The sequence below is a fragment of the Amycolatopsis sp. M39 genome, from assembly GCF_001651785.1.
Classification (GTDB): domain Bacteria; phylum Actinomycetota; class Actinomycetes; order Mycobacteriales; family Pseudonocardiaceae; genus Amycolatopsis; species Amycolatopsis rubida.
This window is the reverse complement of the sequence record NZ_LWSF01000053.1, coordinates 1-15,995: the sequence shown is the minus strand read 5'-3', so window position 1 is coordinate 15,995 and position 15,995 is coordinate 1. Positions and strand designations below refer to the sequence as shown.

General features: G+C 66.0%; 11 protein-coding genes and 1 pseudogene. 7 read left to right on the top strand and 5 right to left on the bottom strand.

Annotated elements, in window-relative coordinates; all coding sequences use genetic code 11:
• Positions 1–177: 177 nt before the first annotated feature.
• Positions 178–816, bottom strand: coding sequence for a hypothetical protein (locus A4R44_RS44935; RefSeq protein ID WP_232792079.1), 639 nt, complete (start codon positions 814–816; stop codon positions 178–180).
• A gap of 200 nt (positions 817–1,016) precedes the next feature.
• Between A4R44_RS44935 and A4R44_RS44930 the strand changes: the two genes are divergently transcribed.
• Both A4R44_RS44930 and A4R44_RS44925 read left to right on the top strand, forming a co-directional pair.
• Entirely contained in the window at positions 1,017–2,957 is a 1,941-nt protein-coding gene (locus tag A4R44_RS44930; RefSeq protein ID WP_067595733.1) for a hypothetical protein, read from the top strand.
• 112 nt (positions 2,958–3,069) lie between these two features.
• Positions 3,070–3,750, top strand: coding sequence for a hypothetical protein (locus A4R44_RS44925; protein ID WP_157905176.1), 681 nt, complete (start codon positions 3,070–3,072; stop codon positions 3,748–3,750).
• Positions 3,751–3,962: 212 nt separating this feature from the next.
• On the opposite strand, the gene A4R44_RS44920 is transcribed toward A4R44_RS44925, so the two are convergent.
• Both A4R44_RS44920 and A4R44_RS44915 read right to left on the bottom strand, forming a co-directional pair.
• Entirely contained in the window at positions 3,963–5,810 is a 1,848-nt protein-coding gene (locus A4R44_RS44920; protein ID WP_157905175.1) for a UvrD-helicase domain-containing protein, read from the bottom strand.
• Positions 5,807–7,726 (bottom strand): ATP-dependent endonuclease, encoded by a 1,920-nt coding sequence (locus tag A4R44_RS44915; RefSeq protein ID WP_067595727.1) that lies wholly within the window; start codon positions 7,724–7,726, stop codon positions 5,807–5,809. The genes A4R44_RS44920 and A4R44_RS44915 overlap by 4 nt, the downstream gene beginning before the upstream one ends.
• Before the next feature lie 1,378 nt (positions 7,727–9,104).
• Here A4R44_RS44915 and A4R44_RS44910 point away from each other — a divergent pair.
• On the top strand, positions 9,105–9,593 hold the full coding sequence (locus A4R44_RS44910; protein ID WP_198545688.1) for a hypothetical protein: 489 nt from the start codon (positions 9,105–9,107) through the stop codon (positions 9,591–9,593).
• Positions 9,594–9,795: 202 nt separating this feature from the next.
• On the opposite strand, the gene A4R44_RS49820 is transcribed toward A4R44_RS44910, so the two are convergent.
• Complete coding sequence (locus tag A4R44_RS49820) at positions 9,796–10,146, bottom strand: hypothetical protein (protein ID WP_198545689.1); 351 nt, start codon at positions 10,144–10,146, stop codon at positions 9,796–9,798.
• A 1,349-nt stretch (positions 10,147–11,495) separates the two neighbouring features.
• Positions 11,496–12,257 (bottom strand): IclR family transcriptional regulator, encoded by a 762-nt coding sequence (locus A4R44_RS44900; protein WP_067595724.1) that lies wholly within the window; start codon positions 12,255–12,257, stop codon positions 11,496–11,498.
• A 47-nt stretch (positions 12,258–12,304) separates the two neighbouring features.
• On the opposite strand from A4R44_RS44900, the pseudogene A4R44_RS52930 reads away from it, so the two are divergent.
• The 4 genes and pseudogenes from A4R44_RS52930 to A4R44_RS44885 form a co-directional block, all read left to right on the top strand.
• Positions 12,305–12,517, top strand: a pseudogene (locus A4R44_RS52930) (FAD-dependent monooxygenase); the annotation flags it as partial.
• Positions 12,510–13,892: an FAD-dependent monooxygenase gene (locus A4R44_RS44895; RefSeq protein WP_255366235.1), complete on the top strand. Its 1,383-nt coding sequence runs from the start codon at positions 12,510–12,512 to the stop codon at positions 13,890–13,892. The pseudogene A4R44_RS52930 and the gene A4R44_RS44895, both read left to right, overlap by 8 nt.
• 130 nt (positions 13,893–14,022) lie before the next feature.
• Positions 14,023–14,859, top strand: a complete 837-nt coding sequence (locus tag A4R44_RS44890; protein ID WP_232792078.1) for a VOC family protein — start codon at positions 14,023–14,025, stop codon at positions 14,857–14,859.
• Between the two features lie 19 nt (positions 14,860–14,878).
• Positions 14,879–15,808: an alpha/beta fold hydrolase gene (locus tag A4R44_RS44885; RefSeq protein ID WP_067595723.1), complete on the top strand. Its 930-nt coding sequence runs from the start codon at positions 14,879–14,881 to the stop codon at positions 15,806–15,808.
• Positions 15,809–15,995 lie beyond the last annotated feature (187 nt).

Genomic DNA, 15,995 nt, shown 5'->3' with positions numbered 1-15,995 from the left:
ACCCACGCAGCATAAAACCCGGTGACCGGCTCCCGGGGGAAACCTCACTTGTTAGCCTTGAATGGAGTCTGGTCCTTTGCAGGGGACTTGATGTGATGAGGAGCCCCGCCCGGGTTGCCGCCCGGTGCACCGGGGCTCCTTGTCGTAAGCGCCTGGTTGGCGCAAGCACATCTCGGCTTACATCGCACGCCTTTCGTGCGACTCCGACGGACCATCACGGTAAGACTCCTTCCCTCGCGGCGCATTCACGCCACGACTGCTCGCGTCGGCGCGCTGATCGCGCCGAGCGGACGCCCGGTCCTCGAAGTCGGGGGCCGGGAGCGTTGCGGGAACCTGGTAAACGCCGTGCCGGACTCGGTGCAGCCGGCCGCGTTCCACCCAGTACCCCAGAGCGTTGCTGACTTTGTTGGCGGGCCAGGCCGCACCACGCCGCTGGAGTCTTTCGACGACGGTGGCGACGTTGAATTCCTCTCCCGGTTCGATGACCAGCCAGATCATCCTCCGCAGCGGCACATTTTGAGCCATCTGCCCGGCGTCACCCGCCTGCGGCTGAGCCGTCTGGCCGGTGCCTGCTTCGCCGAGGGAACCTCCCGACGTGGTGCGTGCCGGAGAGCGGCGTCCGACTTGGTTGGAGCCCGAGGCGGCAGCATTGTCGGCGTCACCCAGAGAGACGATGCGTTGGCAAGCTTTCAGCAACCGAGCCGGGACCGCCGCGACCGCGCCAGCTTCGCGAGCTTGCTTGACCGCCCGTGCGATCCGGTCGACGTCGGCGGCAACGGCGTCCGCGGGATTCTCGCTGGTCTTGGCCATGCGCACACCTCCATTTCACCGGATCAGGATTCTCTCGTCCGTGATTCTACATACCGTGATTTACGCCGGTGACGCGACACACCGCTCGCCCGCCGGCCCCGTCTGGCCGATTGTGCGCCCCGTCGGATTCTGCTTGCGTGGAACGCGGGACTGGCCTGCGTGAAGATCGGGCTGGGCGTCCCAACTGCATCGAGGGGTGGGCCGTTTTGTCGATCGTGCTGACCATGCAGCGGTTGCGGATCAAGACTGCCGCTGGTTGGCAGGAACCGTATGACCTCGACGCGCCGATGGTGGCGATCATCGGGCCGGTCGACACCGGCAAAAGTTCGCTGCTCGACGCCATCGCGTACGCGCTAGGGCGTGAGATCGACTTCAGGGGCGCGGTAGACTATCACCTGACTGCAGTCGAACTCACAGCGAGGATCGGCGGACCGATATTCACGCTGTGCCGGTACCGCGGCAACCCGGATCAGGTGGAGGTCTTCGACCAGGCCGGCACACCGGAAGGGCCGTTTCCGATCACGACGACAGGGCGCACGCCAACGTTGTCGGAGTGGATCCTCGAGCAACTCGGTTTGGCCGATATGTTCGCGGCGGTCCGGCTGACCGGGCGCAAACAGCTGGACTTCGCGAACTCCCTGCTGCCCTACTGCTATCTCACCCAACCTGACATCGATCGGCACATCATCCGTTCGGCCAGACACAACAAGGCCCGGGTCCAGGTCCTGCGGCTGCTGTTCGAGCTGACCACTGCCGAACACGAGCACAAGCTCGGCGAGATCGAAGAACACGACATCGCCATCCGGCAGATGGTCGCGAAAGAAAAGACGATCAGCGAGTTCCTCGACGAGACGCACGCTACCGAGAGGGACGCGGTCCGCACCGAGATCGCGCGACTGCGCGGCGAAGAAGCCGCCGCAATCGCCCGGCTCAACCGAGCCAGGTCAAGCCTTCAGGAGGCAAGCAGCGTCGGCACCGAACAACAGAGCCGACTCGAGCGCGCAGCCACCGAGCACGCCGCCGCGGAGACAGCCTACGACAAGCATTTGCGGCTTCTCGAAAAAGCTCGCGACGCGGTCGCCGACGCGGAAGAAGCGCTGGCAAGACTCACCGACTTGGAAACCGCTCCAGCCGCCGAGCCCACACTCAGCCTGGTTCAGCCCGGTTGCCCCGAGTGCGGCAGTCCGCTGTCGCCAGCACCTGCTGGAACCTGCTACCTGTGCCGCAACCTCATCCCCGGCATGGACCACGCCGAGCAACGCCGACATCTCGTCGAGGATTATCAACGCGCGGTCGCCACTGAGAAGCATGAACGAGAAGAGGCCCGCCGCGCACACCGGCACCTGTCCGACGCACTGTCGGCACGAACACAGCTGCGCGGACACCTGGACACCTCGACCTACGACACCGCGTCGCCCTACGTCGGCCAGGTCAGCGCCGCCGCAGCCGAACTCGCGGGGATCCAGGCGTCGCTGGGAAGCCTCACCCGGCTCGACGCTGCACACGTACGAGTCGACCAGCAGCGCGAACGCATCGAGCAGCTACGGGCGGAGCAAGAACAACGACAGCGGAAAGCCGTTCTCAACCCTGCGGACGTCCGCAACCTGGACGACGTCGTCCGCGAACTGAACCTGGCGTTTCGCTCGATCATCCGCGGCATCGGCTTGCCCAACGCCACGGGCCGTGCCGAAATCCACCCCGACACGCTCCTTCCCATCGTCGACGACCAAAAATTCCTCTCGCGCGGGGGAGGAGCCCGCTCGGCAGTCAGTATCGGGTACAGCCTTGCCTTGCTCCGCTACACTATGGAGCGGTCAACCGCACAGCTGCCCGGGTTCCTGGCGATCGATTCCCCGCAGAAGAACTTCGGGTCCAACAGCAATGACCAAGCGCTCGCACACCGCGTGTACGAACGATTCCTCGACTACCTCGACGACGTCCAGAAACGCCACGGCGCAGGAACGCGGACATATCAAGTGATTGTCGTCGACAACGACCTCGACAAAAGTATCGCCAAACGCTGCCTCGTCCATCGTTTCGAACGAGATCGCGGATTCATCCGCGATCTCACCGACCCCCACCGCAGGCCTGGGGCAGCCCAGCAGCTTGCGTTCGACGACTTCGACGACGACACCGTCACCCCCTAACCGACGGCGCTCATTGGCTCACGAGGCCGGTACATCTAGAAGCATTCATTCCCGCCAGCGTAAACGAACGACGTCCACCCCACCAACCAACTTGCGGCACTACGATGTCGCGATGACTGTCCACTGGGGCGACGTGCCGACCTGGGTCGCCGCGCTCGGCGGCACCGGCGCAGCCACCGCCGCATTACGACAACTGGCGTTGCAACGCAGACAGCTCGCAAACCAGCAAAGGGCAGTCGAAGCCCAGGCCGAGCGCAACCGTAAACGCGACGAACTCGTAGACCGGCAGCTCCGCGACTTCGACCAGCAGGCACAAATCTGGGAGCGACGGCAGGCGGAAAAGATCACCATCGATTTCACTCCTTCCGAGAGGCCGCCCCGCGACGCCACCATCAGCGAAGGCGACCAAGTGTTCGCGGCGCTCGTCGTCAACGACTCCGACCGGCCCATTCGCGAGGTAACCGCAGGGATCGTTATCAATCACGCCAAAGCTCAGCCGGCATCCGCCTACCATCGGCTCATTCCGTCTACCTACCCGAACAGTGGTGGATTCGGCGTCGGCGGCACGGTCCAGAGCGGCCATTGCGACCTGATGATGATCGACGACAGGACCGAATTTGTCTTCCCCTACAACACCTCGACCTATGCAGCCGCGGTACTGGTTCGGTTCACCGACGATGCCGGCTTGCGCTGGCAGGCCGACCCGAACCTGCATCTCCAACGAGTGCCGCGGCAGCATCTGATCCGGCCGTCTCAGATCGCGGCTCACGACGAGCTCACTGACGACTGGTGACAACCCCATGGACATCGTTCGCTCGCCACCGGCAAGTCAAGCGTCGCGGCCCCACCATGCCAACTCGGCGTCCCACTGCCCGAGGTGAACCTCAGTCGGCAGGGAGCACCCCAATAGACTCTCGCGCGATCGCTCAATCGATAGCGGCATTCAACCCGCCGTCGTCATAGCTCGCGACAGCCATCGGGAATTCGACATTGCGCTCGAACATTTCACTCTCTCCGCTCGGATCCTGTATCGGCGACGACGTTGGAGTCTTTGATCTCCGCGGCGATCTGGGCCGGCACGTCCCTGGCTGTCAGCCACTTGGCTATCTCGTCGCAGTGTCGGGAGGGCAGCGCTAATGCGAGCAGTCGCTGTGCTCGGGTTGCAGCCACGTAGAGCACGCGAAGACTTTCAGCGATGTCCCCGGTGTGGTGTCCGGACAGCCAGCCTCGGACGAGCACGTCGGCACGGTTGTCGTCGGGCACGATGACGAGGACGGCTTCCTCTTCCTCACCCTTGACTTGGTGGATGACACGCGCACGGGTCCGGACGCTCGGCTCCGAGGCAGCATCTTGCTTGGTTTCCTTCGCGGTGGCACCAGAGCCACTGCCACGAAGACTCCCGCGGTTGTCGCGGCGAGTCATCCCGGGAACCGGCGGGGCGGTTCTCAGATAGTTGTTGGCAGCAGTACACCAGCCAGTCGACGGGGGCTCTCCTGGAGCGGGCAGCGCAGCGGCCATGCACGCCGCCAGGTGCCGGAGCCGTGACCGGTCGATGCCAAGTTGCTCGCAAGCTACCGCGATGGTGCGGTTCTCGATGTCCGCGTCGGTGTACCAGTAGCAGAGGATGGCACGTTCCAGAATCTCGTAGGCCGTGTCACGCAGCGTGGCGTATGCGGTCTCGGAGCCGGCCACTCGAACAGCCCATCCGGCCCGCGCAGTTCTGTTAGCCGGCGCTGCCGGCGCGGTGCTCTGTGTTGTCGTGGGCAGTTTCGCTGCGGCGTGGGCCAGCACGAGCCGTCGCTCTGCGGCGATCTCCTTCTCGTCGGCGTAGTCGTTGAACACGGCAAGCGGGGGTGTCGTGTTGGACTTCTCCACTGGGATGAGCAGGATCTCGGCCTGCTCGTCATGGTTCGGTCCCACCGGGTCGTCCATCGGCCTGGCGGCAGATGCCGGACGCAATGTTGCGGCGAGCGCGCAGATCGCTGGGCTGCTTCGCCAGTTGCCCGCAAGATCGATGCGGGAGCCCAGGGATTCGCCGAACGTGCGGACGCGGTCGGGTTGTGCGCCGCGGAACTCGTAGATCGCTTGGTCCGGATCGCAGACGAACACCAGCGGGATGCCGACGTCGCGCAGTTCGGCGAGGATGGCCAGGTCGAGCGCGGAGCAGTCCTGGGCTTCGTCAATGACGATCTCGTCGAAACGGCCCGCCACGAGGCTGGCGACGTCTGCTGGTCGCTGAAGCAGGCTGCGCAGCGCGCGGATGCGTGCTTCGTGACCGGTGAGGTTTCCCTGCAACGCCAATTTGTTGCGCTGATCGACAGCGCGCCGTGCCGCGGCGTCGAGCAGGTTCTTTTTCTCCAGGGTCCGGTAAGCACGAGCATTTCTTGTGTTGAATTGCAAACTCGCCTGGCATTCATCCGCGCCGGGCTCACGGCTCCATTGGAAGTCGCTTAGCCGCAGGGTGTGCGAGATTTCTCCATCCCACACGGCAACCGTGGCGTTGACGCGGTCCCAGGAGTCAATCCTGTTCCAGGTCCGGCCAAAGTCAAGAAAAGGCCGGACGAGGTACCGCCAGATGAACGTGTCGATGGTGCCGACGAAGTTCGGGAAGGCAGCGAGCTGCGGAAGCCCCGCTTCGCGGCACCGCCGGGTGACTTCGTCACAGGCGACGTGAGTAAAGGACACAACCGCTCTGCCGCGGCCGGGTCGGCGCGGACTGCTGAGATGCCGGTCGACGATGACACGGGTCTTCCCTGCCCCTGGGCAGGCTTGCACATACAGCGGTGCCGCCAGCTCGATTGCGCGCCGCTGGTGCCGAACAGCTGCGGCTCGGCGTTGTTCCAGCGAGGTCAATGCCGGTCCTCGGAGATCCAGAGGATCGCGTCTTTTAGATACCCGGGCACGATGAAATCGTCGCCACGTTCGCTCAGTTCGGCGATGTCTTGAGCGAAGTCGCCTTTGCGCAGCCTCAACTGGCTGAACTCGGCGAGGAACGCCTTGTCGAGCGCAGCTCGATCCGACAGCCCCTTGATCTTCTCCCAGGATTTCGGCCCAGCCACCGGACGCCGGAGCTTGAAGATCTGTTCGATCACGTCCGCGTTGCGAGGCCCGGCTACGAGCAGTTCGGGTTCAAGGGTCGGCTGCGCGACGAAGACCTTCAGCCTGTCGGCAGCATCGAGGTCGGCTGCCAGTTTGGTCAGGGCTGCTCTGCGGTCCCCTGGGGCGGTGGGGTCCGCATCGGTGATCACTGCCACGCGCTCCGCGATTCGTCCTTCGTCGACAGCGGTCAGCAACACCCGCAAATACGGTTCGAAGTCGACGCCGTCGATAGCCACGATCGTGGTGCCAACAAAACGAGCCCACCGGGCACGATCGGCGGCTGCCTGCTCGCTAGCTTCAGCGTCATCCTTCGCTGTCGGGAAGATCGGGGTGGACGGAGGACGACGCAGGACTTTCCGGCCGAAGACCGGCAGCAGCAGCGACTCGGCGACGCCCTCGACGAGCACGACCCGTGGCCCGAACAGCATCGCGCTGCGTGTAGCGTCCAGGTAGCGCTTCAGTTTGCCCTGGCCACCGACCAAGTCCAGCTCGGCCAGTGGAATCGCTTTCGTCTCGAACAAGCTCAAGACCTCGCGTGAACGAGGCACTGCGCTCTCGGAGGAAGCGTCTGCGGCACCTAGTTGTTGCTGTTCACTGTCAACCGGCAACGGGTTGCGCTTCAAAACGACGAGGTCCTCGATCTCGGCCGACGCCGTGATTAATGGCGAGTGTGTGGTGACGATGACCTGGACGCGTCCGGCATGATCCAGTGCCGTGGAGTTCTCGGCTGAGGACTCCGCAGCGTCGCGCAGATACTCGATCAACAGTGTCTGCAACTGCGGATGAAGGTGAGCCTCGGGCTCCTCGACGAGAAACACCGTCAGGTCGTGGTCCTGAGCGGCGCGCAGTTCGGCGATGACTGTCGCGATGAACAGCAGATTCGCATATCCCAGGCCAGATCCGACGATGTCCCGCGGAGACAGACCTCGGTCGTTCATCCGGATGCGCAGAGAACGGGCGATCGAGAGCAACGTCGGGTCCGCAAAGGACACGTCAGCGGCTTGCGGGCTGGCACCGGCAGAGACGTCTGCAAGCGGCGTGCGCACCGCGGTCTCGACACCGCTGAGGACCTTGCCCGCCCGCGAACTTGTCCTGACCTCGTCCAACGTCTCGCGCACCTCGCCGACGAAATCGGCTTCGGCGACTCCGAGATCGGCCAGCAAGTAATGAAGAATGACGCGCAACCGGGTCCCCGAACCGGAGTTCAGCTCACGCTGAGCGTCGCGCAACGGCGGCAGGTAGACATGCCGAAGTCGACCGCGGGCTTCCGGCTCCGGGTCGCGGTCGGTTGACCGCCCCTCACCGGCCGTCCACTGCACCTTGCCCCGGACCTCGGTCCCGACCGGCCATGCGTAAGAGACCTGGTAGCGCACCGAGGCCATGTCGTCGAGCAGTCCTTGGCTGTACAACCCTCGCTGTTCCGGCGCGGTCAATGCGTAGGTCGCAGCGAGCGAAACCGCGTCGACCTCCTGCATCCGTGCGACATCGTCGATGTCCCAGTAGCGGTCCCGTCGACCATCGAGCGGGTCAGTCGCCAGCCTGACCACGTCCAGCAGATTGGACTTGCCGGCATTGTTCTCCCCGATGACGACGGTCAGGAACTCCCGCACCGGCACACGCACATCGCGCAACGACCGGAAGTTCCGTGCTTGAATCGACTTCAACCGCACGCGTGCACCCCTCCTCGCCAGGCCCAGTCCAGGACAAGCTCAGCTTGATCATCTGCTGAACAGCAGTCGCAAGGGACGAAAAGGGTGTTACGCCCGCACCGCTGCTCGTGCCCGAAGCGTGAACAATCTGCGACCAGACTGAGCCTCAGCACGGCGTGGTCTTCCTAGCCGGACAGTCCTCAACATCTCGATTGTCCGGCCGAGTGGAGTACTCGGACCGGGGAAGCCGAGGCGGATGCCAACTCGCCGTGCAAGAAGCATCTACGCGACCGAGCGGCCCGGCCGAACTGATCGTCGTGACCTGGTGCCTTCACCGCAACTACGACGACACCGCGCGAGTCGCCACCCGCCAACCCGGTTAGCCAGCTTCCGGCACTCGTGCACCAACCAGTCGCTCCGGACGCCGCCCGGGTACTCCATCGTGTTCGCGGGATTACGGCAAGATCGACCGGCGTAGCCGGCACCGGGATCACGCAGGAGCAGCAGTGCCTTTCAAGCCGCTGGACGAGATACCCGACTCCCACCTCGCGCGGACGCTCATGGCCCGCGCGCTCCGTCGCGATCCCTCGCTGGCCGGATCCACTATCTCTTGGCGACGGAGACGTCCGGGCCCGGTGACCGGCTATCCAGCCGAGCACCACACCGACGACGCAGGTGCGCTGATCGCCCAATGGGCACGCGCTCTGGACCTGCGGCCTGACCGCGGCCGCCCAACGCCGATGCGCCCTGCCGTCTACCGAGGCACCGTCGACGGCTGCGAGGTCGTCCTCCACACCAGTACGACCACCGTACGAACGGGCGCGCAGGGCGCGATCGCACGCTCACTCACGAACCCGGGCCTCGAGAACCGTCACCAGCGACCAGCCGCGTTCGGCCGGTGCATATCCATGTTCGACGAGACGCGCCTCATCCCCGCCGCGGCCCCGGCCGCGACGTCCAAACCACAGGATGGAAAGCACGCCGCTTCCCCATCGCGGCATCTATGCCTTCACCACACCAGCGCATCCAGCCCGAGCCCCGTCGACGGCTGTTTCCACGGCGTGCTCGATCTCCGATGAGACCACGAGAGCACCACGCTGTACGACGACATCACCAAGTCGCTCCCGCACGCCGTGCAACCCTGCGACGCCCTGTCATCGCGGCGGAATCGAACCATCCTGGAAGATCAAAGTCCGATCTGGACGTGCGTAGCGGCCCTGCCTTCGTCGTCGACTTGGCATGATCGTTAGGGCGGACTCGACCACGGCCGACCGTTCTTGTGGCCAGACAGTTGCTCAGCCGCGGCAGGCAGCCGCAACGACGACCGCGCAACAGCCAGCGACGGCGCACACCCCTGCGGTTCACACCGCCTGGCACCTCATTGTGAGAACCTCAGGAGATGACCAGCAAAGATCAGCGCAGACGAGCACGCAAAGCAAAGCAGCTTCGCGACAGCTACCAGCCCGACGTCTCCGAGATGTCACTCGCCCGAGTCGCCAAACGCCTGCGCACTGGGATCTCCACTTGGCTGGAAGATCCGACACAAGGCCCGCCGACCGCTGTCGTAGACGACGACCTCGATCCTGCCGCGGTCACAACGACCTTGATGGCATGGCTCGCCGGCAGCCGCGAACACATCACCCCAGAACAAGCCCGCGACGCCGTCACCTGGCTGTCTGACACCATGGGCATCGACACCGACGACCTGACCTACGCCGCCGGCTTGATCGGCCACCCGGACGCGCCCGACGTCACCTTCAACGAGGGCGTCGAACGCTACGGAGGCGCATTGCAGTTCACCGTCTACATGATCCTGCTCAGCGGCGCACTCGTGGCCACCGTAGCCGCAGGGGATCCGGAATGGCTCCGACAGTTCGACCTGAAATGAGACAGGACTTGACCTACCGGCACAGGGCGTCGACGAGCACCCGGATCACACGGATCGCCCGGGAGTGACGCAGCAGTCTTGCCGCTCTTCGAAGCGCTCGACACAGCTTTGCGCGCTGGGACGAAGTATCACGGGCGCTGCGACGCGATCCGGTGGCAACAACTACGACTTCAGCATGTTCACGGCATCAGCGGCATTATCGTCACCCCCGCGTCAGGTTCTTCAGGTCGCCCAACACGAACGCGCCCGCCGTCGCCGAACTTCGCAAGGCCTCGAGACTGGGCAAACTGGCCCGGCTCGCCGGAAGCATGCCCCGGCTCAAGCCGTGATCCCCAGCCCAGATGCGCTCCCCCCTGAGCACGCCGTGCACGCACGCCAGGCGAGAACGACCGGAGAACGGCGGCGTGGTCGTGCTGAGCCTGGCAACATCGTCGTCGTGACGGTTTATGCCTTTGACGAGACGCGGCATCTTCTGATCAGAACCTGGGACACGGGAGCCGGCTTCGTCGCCGACACCGTCGCCGGGCTGGCCGAGACAGCCGAGCCGGAGCATGCGCTGGGCCTTGCGGACGCCTTGACAAGCCTCTCCGGTGCTCTCTGGCGCACCTACACCCNAGGGATGGCGACGGCAAGGCGAGCGCGACGCCATCGGCAAAGTCGTCGACGCGCTCACGAACCCCAACCTGCCGCGAAACGGATACCTGGTCCAGTCCTACATCCGCGTGGAAGAGGCCGCACACCGCGTAGGACGCGCACTCCACCGACTCGGCGACACGGCACCGACCGAGCACGTGGTCACGGACGTCCGCAACGAACTCGACGCCGTCGAACACGCCGAACGCGGAGACCTGTCCGGACGAGCGAAACAAGCCGTGTGCCTCACCCGCGCCGACGCCTCCCCGCTCCAGATCAACGCCGCCGACGACCTCTTCCGCGAACACCCGACCGGAACCGACAAGCTCTTCACCCACTTCGACCCAACCTCGGCCGCAGTAGCCGCAGCACACTGGCTCCAAGCCGCTGCTGACGTCGCCGCCGAAGCAGCCGAATGCGACCCCACCGACGTCGTGCGGGAAGCAGACGGCATCGAAGCGCTCGCCGTCGAAACACCCACGCACGTCCTCGAACGACTCGAAGACGGAGAAACCCCGCGCGAGGTCGTCCTTGACCTGATCCGGACCGCGATGACCGCCGCCGAGGGCCGTATCGCCGACCCCGACGCCCTCCCCGACCTCATCGCAGACGCCATCGCCTGGAACAAGCAGCGCCGACCCGGCGAACACGACCCGCGCGCCGCCAGCCAACCCCGCATCACCCTCCTCGACCCCGCACGACCCGCACAAGACCTGCTCGAAGACCTCCTCGACGGACTCCGCGGCTGCCAACTGCTCTACCACGACGAAGTCGAATTCGAAGACGACGATGACCGGGACGTCGACGAAGCAGAACACGAGAACCGCTACGCACGAATCAACGCCGAATTCACCGCAGACGTCAGAACAGAAGCTGCAGCCAACCAGGCACGGCTGTCGTAACTTATAATAACCAGTGCGAGGCAACCGGACCGGTCAGGCGATCCCGCCACGCGTCAGACCCATGTCTTCACGCCAATCCGCACGAACCACTCGCGTCAACACCCGGGACCGTTCCGCCCCGACCCCCAACGACTTGCGCAAGACCTCGGCCGAGACCGGCCGCTGATGCCGCTCACGATGCTGCGCGTCGATCAGCTTCGCCCGCTCCACCAAACCGGGGTCAAGCCCGACTACGTTTCTACTATCGGGCCGCGGCGGCCGCTCAGACACACCAGCCGGCGGGGCCTCCGGCCTACGGCCGACCCACACGGCGGCCTACGGAGGCCGGCACCATTGGCGGCGATCTCCCAGTCGGCGGAGTCTCAGGTCAGAGTCCCGCTGTTCGAGAGATCGCCAGGCTCGCCGTTCGCAGCGCGACTCGAGCGGCGACCTGGGTCCTGCCTTCGTCGGGCGCGACCAGTGACAGCGCGCCCAAGGAGTCGCCGCGACGGTTCAGGATCGGGGCGGCGACGGTCGACATCGTGGTAGGCCCGGTGCGTAGTGGGTTTGGCCCGGTCATGGCACAGACGCCCTCCCGGCGGATTGCGGCCATGAGCCGACGGAGGTGGCCCGCGTTGGTCGCGCTGGCCAGTGCCTCGTCGCGCACCTGTTCGGGAGCGTGGGCCAGCAGAGCGACACCGATGCCGGTCTCGGTGAGCGGGAGGCGGCCACCGACCCGGTACTTGACCGCTGCCGCGTCGCGGGCCGACAGACGCTCGACGAGCACGGCCTCGTGGCCGTCGCGGACGGCGAGAAGGATGTGCTGGTGGGTGACCCGATGCAGGTCCTCCATGAACGGGAGCGCAGCGGCGCGCAGTCCGTGGCCGCGGGGAGCCAGCGAGGCGATCTCGAGCAGCTGCAGGCCGACGACGAAATCGCCGTTGTCGAGGCGTTCGAGGGCGCCCACACCCATCAGCTGGTTCGCGATCCGCGACGTGGTGCTCTTCGGAAGACCCGCCCGAGTCGCGAGCGCGTGCAGCGGCAGGCTCTCCCCGGCCTCGGCGAAGGCGCCCAGGAGCCGGAACGCCCGTTCAAGGATCGGTTCACCGTGCAGCGGCCGTCCCGAGGTCCGTACTGGCGTGCCGCTCATCGAAATCGCCGGTGCTTGGCGCTGGTCACAGCTCGAATACTAGCGCCATGACTCACCCGCACGACGACGCGCGGACGTCGGTGTTGATCGCTGGTGCCGGGCCCGCGGGGCTGGCCGCCGCGAGCGAGCTTGCCCACAACGGCATCCGCTCCGTCGTGGTCGAGCCGCGCCGCGAGGTCTCGCACCTGAGGCCCCGCGCGAAGACCACGAGCGCGAGGACGATGGAGCTGTTCCGACGCTGGGGCGTCGCGGATGCGGTACGCCGAGCGGCTCCGCTTTCCCCCGCGTGGTGCCGCCGTGTTGTGTTCTGCGGCACCCTCGCCAGCGAGCCGATCACCGAGTTCCAGGACGTCTTCGGCCTCAGCGCCGCAGAGCACGGGCTCGCCGCCGAGTCGGGGCCAGCAGGTGGTGCAGCCGGTTGTCGAGGTCGTCCTGCGCGAGCACCTGGCACGTACCGGTCTCGCCGAGTTCCGCCTCGGCGAGCGCCTGCTCGGCTTCACGGAGCAGCCGGATGGCGTGACCTGCGAGATCGTCCGCGCCGACGGATCGACCTACCGGCTGGTCTCGGAGTACCTGCTGGGTTGCGACGGTGGCCGGAGCACGGTGCGGGACGGCATCGGTGCCACGCTGCTCGGCAGCTCCGCTCCACGCGCCAATCTCAACGCGGTCATCCGGGCGCCGAGCCTGCGGCCCGCAGCGGGTGCGGCCCTGCACTACTGGGTGGTCGGGACGGACGTACCCGGTGTGGTCGGCCCGCTGAACCACGACGGGACATGGTGGGTCAGCCTCGCGGATGTCGGTGAGTCGGCCGGAACCGAACGCGCCGCGGAGCTGATCGCGTGGCTTGCCGGCCGATCCATCGCGGATCTCGGGATCGACGTGCTCTCGACCGACCCGTGGACACCCCGCATGCTGCTGGCCGACCGGTTCGCCACGGAACGAGTATTCCTGGTCGGCGAGAGCACGCACGTCAATCCGCCCCTGGGCGGGCACGGGTTCAACACCTGTGTCGGGGACGCTGTCAACATCGGGTGGAAGATCGCCGCGGTGTTGCAGGGGTGGGCCGGCCCCGGGTTGCTGGCCTCCTACGAAATCGAGCGTCGCGGCGTCGCCGAACTCACCCTCGCCTCGGCCGTCCGCAATCTGCGGGCTTCCGGACCGGAACGGGCAACCACCGCCGAGAAGATCCAGGAGACCAAGGCGGAGGAGTTCCATTCGCTGGGGCTCGTACTGGGCTACTCCTACGCGGGTTCGCCAGTGATGGCCGGAGACGGCGAGGACGACCCGCCACAGCTCGGCGTGCAGAGGTATGTGCCGACGACTCTGCCGGGAGCACGACTTCCGCACTCGTGGGTCGCCCCCGGGCATGCCCTGTACGACGATCTCGGCCGCGGAATGACCCTGCTGCAGCCACCGGACGCCGATGCGGAGGCGGTCGCCGCCTTCGCCGAGCGGGCCGCTGATCTGGGCGTCCCATTGACGCTGCTCGAGTTCCCCACAGCGACGGACTGGGCTGAGGACTACCTCCTCGTCCGGCCGGACCAGCACATCGCCTGGCGCGGCCACGACCTCGAAACCGTCGACCTCAGCCGCCTCTGCGGCATCACGCAGCCGCAGCGGCTCGCCCGCAGCTAGCAGCGAGACAGCGCAGGAAGGAGCGCACCCGTGCCCATGCACCGACTGACCGCGATCACCCTCGGCGTGCCCGACGTCGCGGCCACGGCCGTGTACCACACCGAATTCAGGCTCACACCGTTGTCCGGCGGTGGCGCGGACACCCGCCGTTTCAGCACCCTCGACGGCGGCGAGCAGCTCACGCTCAGACACGCACCACGCCGGCAGCTGCTCGACCCTCGGCATCGGTGTCTACGACCCGGACGACCTCGACCGAGTCGCCGACAGCCTGCACAGATTGGGGGTCGAGGTCGAGCGGTCAACGGCCTCGGTGGACTCCAACGACCCCGGCACCGGCGTGCGGGTTCACGTCGAAATCGCCCCACGCATCGCCTCGGACCCGAGTCCCGCTCCGGCGTACAACCGCCCGGGCGAGGTGACGCGGCCGGGTGCACGAGCGGATGCCGTCCTGCGGGACGGACCGGTCCGTCCCCGGAAGCTGGGCCACGTCGTGCTGGGCTCTACAGACCAGGAAAGCTCACAACGCTTCTTCACCGACGGGATCGGACTCAAAATCAGCGACACCGTGCCCGGGATCGCCGCGTTCCTCCGTTGCTCCACCGACCACCACAACGTGCTGGTCCAGAGCGCACCCGTCGGCTTCCTGCACCACACCTCCTGGCAGGTCGACGACGTCGACGAGGTGGGGCGCGGCGCCACAGCCATGCTCGAGGCCGACCCGCGACGGCACGTGTGGGGCCTGGGCAGGCATGCCATCGGGTCCAACTTCTTCTGGTACCTCAAGGACCCGGCCGGAAACTTCTCCGAGTACTACTCCGACATCGACTGCATCATCGACGACGCCCTGTGGACGCCAGGCGTGTGGGAGGGCACCCGGTCGCTGTACCAGTGGGGACCACCCCCTCCGCCGTCGTTTCTCGCCCCCGACGACCTCGCCGCACTCATGACCGGAGCCCACTCCGCATGACCAAAGAGAAGGAGCTGCAATGGTGGCTGATCCCGCGTTGCGCGACGTCTACGTCCCGCACGCCTATCCCGAGCAGCAGGCCGACCTCGGCGAGATCACCATGAACTACGCCGAGGCCGGCGAGCCGGACAAGCCCGCCGTGCTACTAATTCCCGAGCAGACCGGCTCATGGTGGGGATACGAAGAAACGATGCGGCTGCTCGCCGAGGACTTCCACGTCTACGCCGTCGACCTGCGGGGCCAAGGGCGCAGCAGTTGGACCCCGAAGCGGTATAGTTTCGACAACTTCGGCAACGACCTGGTCCGGTTCATCGCCCTTGTGGTGAAACGCCCCGTCGTCGTCGCGGGCAACTCCTCCGGTGGCGTCCTCGCGGCGTGGCTGTCGGCCTACTCGATGCCAGGGCAGGTCCGCGGCGCATTGTGTGAGGACGCCCGGTTCTTCTCCTCCGAGCTCGTCACCACGTGCGGCCACTCGATCCGCCAAGCGGCGGGCCCGCTGTTCGAACTCTTCCGCACCTACCTCGGCGACCAGTGGAACGTCGGCGACTGGGAAGGCTACTGCCGCGCGGCCGCCGCCTCGTCGTCGCAGGTGGCGCGGTACTTCGCCGAGGACGAGATCCCGCAGCACATGCAGGAGTACGACCCGGAATGGGCACGGGTTTTCTGGGAAGGCACCGTCGGAATGCACTTGCCGCACGAGCGGATGCTAAGCCAAGTCAAGACGCCGATACTCCTCACCCAGCACATGCGTGGCATCGACCCGGACACCGGCAACCTGATCGGAGCGCTCTCCGACGAGCAGGCTGCCCGGGCCAGGCAGTTGATGGAGTCGGCAGGGGTGAAGGTCGACTACGAGTCGGCACCGGATGCCGTGCACATTATGCACCAGTTCGACCCGCCGCGATACGTCAAGATCTTCACACGGTGGGCAGCCACGCTGGCGGCGTGACCGCGTGTCGCCGTCAGCTCGTCTCGTCATCTGCAGCCGACTGCAGAGTTCTCACGGACGGCGCCTCCGCCGAAGGTTGTCAACCAGAAAGGTAAGTGCGCATGTGTGCCGCTGACGGTGATCGATTACATGGCCGAGGCTCGGTCTGTGTCTTCTGGCGCAGTCTCTCATAGGGGGTCTGGCCGTC

What these genes read in the sequence shown, in the direction of transcription:
- A4R44_RS44925 (WP_157905176.1), top strand. Translation starts at nt 3,070, where the DNA reads ATGACTGTCCACTGGGGCGACGTGCCGACCTGGGTCGCCGCGCTCGGC.
- A4R44_RS44910 (WP_198545688.1), top strand. Translation starts at nt 9,105, where the DNA reads ATGACCAGCAAAGATCAGCGCAGACGAGCACGCAAAGCAAAGCAGCTT.
- A4R44_RS49820 (WP_198545689.1), bottom strand. Translation starts at nt 10,146, where the DNA reads ATGCTCCGGCTCGGCTGTCTCGGCCAGCCCGGCGACGGTGTCGGCGAC.
- A4R44_RS44900 (WP_067595724.1), bottom strand. Translation starts at nt 12,257, where the DNA reads ATGAGCGGCACGCCAGTACGGACCTCGGGACGGCCGCTGCACGGTGAA.
- A4R44_RS44895 (WP_255366235.1), top strand. Translation starts at nt 12,510, where the DNA reads ATGCGGTACGCCGAGCGGCTCCGCTTTCCCCCGCGTGGTGCCGCCGTG.
- A4R44_RS44885 (WP_067595723.1), top strand. Translation starts at nt 14,879, where the DNA reads ATGGTGGCTGATCCCGCGTTGCGCGACGTCTACGTCCCGCACGCCTAT.